This window comes from Mesorhizobium sp. M7A.F.Ca.CA.002.09.1.1, assembly GCF_003998555.1.
Classification (GTDB): domain Bacteria; phylum Pseudomonadota; class Alphaproteobacteria; order Rhizobiales; family Rhizobiaceae; genus Mesorhizobium; species Mesorhizobium ciceri.
The window spans coordinates 1-5,056 of the sequence record NZ_RZRR01000378.1 but is presented as its reverse complement, the minus strand read 5'-3'; the positions used below and the strand labels follow the sequence as shown (position 1 = coordinate 5,056).

General features: G+C 64.4%; 6 protein-coding genes. 1 reads left to right on the top strand and 5 read right to left on the bottom strand.

What is annotated here, in order from left to right:
- Window positions 1-137, bottom strand: a 137-nt coding sequence (locus EN994_RS17345) for a phosphonate C-P lyase system protein PhnH (protein ID WP_206530417.1), incomplete at its 3' end; no start/stop codon positions are given.
- Window positions 137-598: a phosphonate C-P lyase system protein PhnG gene (phnG, locus tag EN994_RS17340; protein ID WP_063170338.1), complete on the bottom strand. Its 462-nt coding sequence runs from the start codon at window positions 596-598 to the stop codon at window positions 137-139. The genes EN994_RS17345 and phnG, both read right to left, overlap by 1 nt.
- A gap of 132 nt (window positions 599-730) precedes the next feature.
- On the opposite strand from phnG, the gene phnF reads away from it, so the two are divergent.
- On the top strand, window positions 731-1,480 hold the full coding sequence (gene phnF / locus EN994_RS17335) for a phosphonate metabolism transcriptional regulator PhnF (protein ID WP_063170337.1): 750 nt from the start codon (window positions 731-733) through the stop codon (window positions 1,478-1,480).
- 77 nt (window positions 1,481-1,557) lie between these two features.
- Here phnF and EN994_RS17330 read toward each other — a convergent pair whose 3' ends face one another.
- The 3 genes from EN994_RS17330 to EN994_RS17320 all read right to left on the bottom strand — a co-directional run.
- Window positions 1,558-2,577 carry a zinc-binding alcohol dehydrogenase family protein gene (locus EN994_RS17330; protein ID WP_127307676.1) on the bottom strand — a complete coding sequence of 340 codons (1,020 nt, stop codon included), beginning with the start codon at window positions 2,575-2,577 and terminating at the stop codon, window positions 1,558-1,560.
- 66 nt (window positions 2,578-2,643) lie between these two features.
- Window positions 2,644-3,609 (bottom strand): ABC transporter permease, encoded by a 966-nt coding sequence (locus EN994_RS17325; RefSeq protein WP_013529527.1) that lies wholly within the window; start codon window positions 3,607-3,609, stop codon window positions 2,644-2,646.
- A partial coding sequence (locus tag EN994_RS17320) for a sugar ABC transporter ATP-binding protein (RefSeq protein ID WP_164745980.1) occupies window positions 3,606-5,056 on the bottom strand: 1,451 nt, incomplete at its 5' end. The genes EN994_RS17320 and EN994_RS17325, both read right to left, overlap by 4 nt.

Genomic DNA, 5,056 nt, shown 5'->3' with positions numbered 1-5,056 from the left:
GGCGGGCGGGCGAAGGCCGGCAGCGGTTGCACGCTGCCCGGCCGAGCCATTGCGTCCATCACGGCGCGGAACACGGTCTGGGCGTTGAAGACCGGATCGGCGAACCCGCCCTCGATCGATTGCGCTGCAATGTCCATCAGTCTTCTCCGCGAACCATGGTGAAGAAATCGACCTTCGTTGCCGCCGTCTCGGCGCGGCGTTTTTCGTGCGCCAAGGTCAGAGCCGACCGCAGAGGCGCTATCAGTCCGGTCTCGACCTCATTGCGGCGGGCAGGGTCCTGCCATAGGGCGTCGGCGATAGCCGCCAGCTTCGCCTTCTGCTTGTCGCGGCCAAGCGCATAGCAATGGCCGACCTGTCCGGTGGGTAGCCTGACCGTGGCGCGGGTGACGGTCGCCTCGCCGACATTGAAAGGGGCGCCGCCGCCGCCGATGCGGCCGCGCAGGGTGACAAGGCCGGTTTCGGGGCCGCGCAACAGCTCGGCGTCCGAAGGCAGTCCGGCCTCATTCCAGAGCCGTACGATGTCATCGCCGCTGGATTGCGTAAGGGTTGCCATGGCGGCTTTGCGCTCGGCCTGGTCGCGGGCTTCCTGTCCTCGCATCAGCAGCATTCCTCTTTGTTAATTTGTCTATTGATGTAGACAACTATACAAATTATATCTATTATCTAACGCGTGTCCATGACGGGTGGATGACAGCGATAGAAGACTGGGCGCTGGAAGGTTGGGGCAATGATGGTCGGGCGGCTGTTAGCGGACAGCATCGAGCGGCGCAGTGGCGTTTCGCTGTGGCGGCAGATCGCCGACAAGATCCTACATGCGATCGCCATCGGCGATTTCACGGAGAATGCAGCGCTGCCGCCGGAGGTGGCGCTGGCAGAACGCTATGGCGTCAACCGTCACACGGTGCGCAACGCCATATCAGCCCTTGTAAGGGAAGGCGTGCTGCGGGCCGAGCAGGGGCGCGGCACCTTCGTACTGTCGCGCAAGCGGCTGTCCTATCCGATCGGGGCGCGCACACGTTTTTCGACAGGGCTGCAAGGGCAAACGACGGAACGGCACATCGTCCTGCTCGCCTCGTCGGTCGAGCCGGCCAGCCAGCGCGTCGCCGAGGGACTGGGTCTTCCCAAGGGAGCCGATGTGATCCGGTTGGAAACGCGCGGCGAAGCCGACGGACGGCCGGTGTCGCGCGCTGCCGGCTGGTTCGAGGCCCGGCGCTTTGCCGGCATCGATGCCGCGATGGGGGAAACAGGCTCGATCACCGCATCGCTGGCGCGGTTCGGCATAGACGACTATCTCAGGCAATCGACCGTGCTGTCGGCGCGCCATGCCGATGCGGCGGACCTTGCCGACCTCGACCTGCAGCCGGGCGCCATCGTGCTGGTCACGGTTGCCGTCAACGTCACGCCGGACGGCCAGCCGATCCAGTTTTCCGAGTCGCGCTTTCCGGCCGAACGGGTGGAGCTGAAGCTGTCGGCGCTGTAGGGAGTGCCCGGCCCAGCTCGGCCGCATTCACTTGCCAGCGGCGGCGCATTTGAGGACCGGCTTCGCCGCCTGCCATGTTATAACCCCACCTCGATCACAGCCTTGATCAGGCCGGATTTCTCATGCGCCCAACGAGCCAGATCGCGCGGCGTGGCGGCGAGTGTGGTGCGGTGTGTGACGAGCTTGGCCAGTGGTACGGCCCCGTTGCGGATCGAGGCGGCGACATGGTCGAAGTCGGCGCGCAGCGCGTTGCGGCTGCCGATCAGCGTCATCTCGCGCTTGTGGAATTCCGGATCGGAAAAGCTGATGTCGTCCTTGACGACGGAGACCAGCACCAGCGTTCCGCCATGCGCGACATGGGCGAAGGCCGACTGCACCGACTGGGTGTTGCCGGTGGCGTCGAAGACCACATCGAAGCCTTCGCCTGATGTCGCTTCCCTGATCAGATCGGGCACCGCGCAGCGCGAGCCGTCTAGGGTCTGGAAACCAAGCTCGTTTCCAGCGAAGGCGAGCCTTTCACTGCTCATGTCGAGCAGCGTCACGTCGAGCCCGGCGATGCGGGCGAAGATGGCGGTGCCGAGCCCGATCGGGCCGGCGCCGATGACCAGCGTGTGGGCGCCGGGGTCGGCGCGGGCGCGCCGCACGGCATGCGCGCCGATGGCCAGGAACTCGACGGCAGCGGCGTCGGCCAGCGAAAGGCCGTTGGCCGGATAGAGATTTTGCGCCGGCACCAGGATGCGTTCGCACATGGCGCCGTCGCGATGCACGCCAAGCACCTCGATCCTGACACAGCAATTGGGCTTGCCGTGCCGGCAGGCGATGCACTTGCCGCAGGAAAGATAGGGGTTGACGACGACGGGCTCACCAATGGCCAGTTCGACGCCTTCGCCGGTCTCCATCACGGTACCCGAGACCTCATGACCCATGATGCGGGGATAGGCGAGGAACGGGTGCTTGCCCTCGAAAATGTGGTAGTCGGTGCCGCAGATGCCGACATGGCTGACCGCCACCAGCGCCCAGCCGGGAGGCGGTGCCTCGGGTGCGGGCCGGTCTTCAAGGACAAGATCGCCGGGCGAACGGCAGAGGACGGCTTTCATGCGCTAATCCAGTCATGAAATCGCCGGCCCGTTGGTGTGGCGGACCGGCGGTTGATTGCGGGGTCGCTACTTGCCGCGGCGGCGCAGGCCGTCGAAGTAGACGATGATGATGATCAGCGCGCCGGTGATGATGCGCTGCCAGAACGAATTGACGTTGAGCAGGTTGGCGCCGTTGTTGATGGTGGCCAGGATGAAGGCGCCGAGCAGCGGCCCATGCACCGAGCCGACGGCGCCGAACAGCGAGGTGCCGCCGATGACCGACGACGCGATCGCCTGCAGTTCCCAGCCCTCGGCCTGCGTCGGGTTGCCGATGCCGATGCGGGCGGCCAGCAGCACGCCGACAAAGGCGGCGCACAGGCCCGACAGCGTGTAGGCCATGTAGATGGTGCGCTGGACATTGACGCCGGACAGGCGCGAGGCCTCGGCGTTGGAGCCGACCGAAAACAGGTATCTGCCCCAGCGGCTGTGGTGCAGGAAGATATAGGCCGGAATGCCGACCAGGATCACCATCCAGAACAGGTTGGGGATGCCGATGAAGGAATTGCGCGAGAAGGCGGTGAAGGTGTCGCTGTTGATGTTGATCGAATTGCCGTTGGTCATCAAAAGGCCGATGCCGCGCAGCGAGGTCAACGTCGCCAGCGTGATGATGAAGGGCGGCAGGCCCATCTTGACGATACCGAAGCCGTGGAACATGCCGATGGCGACACCGACCAGCAGCGTCACCAGAATGGCGAGCCAGATGGGGAAGCCGGCATTGATCATCATGGCCACGACCACGGTGGCGAAGCCGACCACGGCGCCGACCGACAGATCGATGCCGCCGGTGATGATGACGAAGGTCTGGCCGACCGCCATGATGGCGATCATCGAGCCCTGGCGCAGGAGATTGGCTATGTTGTTGGCCGAGGCGAAGCTCGTCGTCGTCACGGAGAGGAGGATCCAGAGCAGAACCAGCAGCGCCAATAGCGTCAGCCCGAACAGGACATTATAGTTGCGCTTCGGTTTTTCGACGGCGATCGCCTCGGTGCTCATATCTGTCCTCCCAACTTTTCTTGTTTCTCGGCGAGCGCCTGAGTGAGAATATCCTCGTGGCTGGCGGCGTGAAAACCGTGCGTCGCCACCAGTTTGCCGCGCCGGAACACATGCAGCGTATCGGCGAGTTCATAGACTTCCGGCAGATAGGACGAGATCAGGATGATGCCGGCGCCCTTTGACAAAAGCGCGCCGAACAGGCGGTAGATCTCGGCCTTGGTGCCGACATCGACGCCGACGGTCGGTTCGTCGAAGATGAACAGCTTGGCGCCGTGCGCCAGCCATTTGCCGATGACGATCTTCTGCTGGTTGCCGCCCGACAGGCTGGATGCCAGCGCGCCACGTGTCGGTGTCTTGATGCGCAGATCGGCGATCTGGCGATCGGCCTGCGTCTTCTCCTGCGTGCTCGAAATCAGCAGATTGTTCGAGATGCGCTTGTAGATCGGCAGGTTGAGGTTGAAGCCGACCGGCAGGTTGAGGCAGAGGCCCTGGTCGCGGCGGCTCTCCGGCGCCAGCGCCATGCCGAGCTTGATCGCGTCATGTTCGGAATTGACCTGTACCTCCTTGCCTTCCCAGAGGATCTGGCCGGCGGATTTGCGGTGGCGGCCGTAGAGCGTGGTGACGAACTCGCTGCGTCCGGCGCCGATCAGCCCATAGAGTCCGACGATCTCGCCGGCGCGGACCGTCATCGAGACATTTTCGAAGCCCTTGCCGGACAGGTTTTTCGCCTCGATGATGGCGGCGCCCGGCGTGAAATGCTCCTTGTGATAGACCTGCTCGATCGAGCGGTTGATCATCATCTTGACCAGTTCGGCATCGTTGGTCTCTGCGATGTTGCGGGTGCCGACCAGCGTGCCGTCGCGCAGCACGGATACCCGGTCGGCGAGTTCGAACACTTCCTCCATGCGGTGGCTGATGTAGATGATCGTCACGCCTTCGCCCTTCAGACGGCGGATCAGCGTGAAGAGCTGGTCGGCCTCCTTGCGGGTGAGGTAGGCGGTCGGCTCGTCGAAGATCAGGAATTTGGTGCCGCGCACGGTGGCGCGGGCGGCGGCTATCAGCTGCTGCTGGCCGATGGTCAGGTCGCCGAGCGTGACATGCGCCGGCAGGTCGAAGCCTAGGTCGTCGATGATCGTCTGCGCCTGCCTGACCATGGCGCGCTGCTGCAGGATGCCGAAGCGCGAATTCTCCTCGCCGAGGAACATGTTGGCGGCGACCGTCAGGTGACGGCACAGCACGACTTCCTGGTGCACGGCATTGATGCCGAGCGCCATCGCCTCGTGCGGCGTCGCCAGGGCGGCCGCCTGGCCCTCCCAGACAATCTCTCCGGAGGTGCGCGGCATGACGCCGGTCAGAAGCTTGATGAGCGTGGATTTGCCGGCGCCGTTTTCGCCGACGATGGCGTGGATCTCACCGGACTTGAAGGCGAGATCGACCGGTTTCAGCG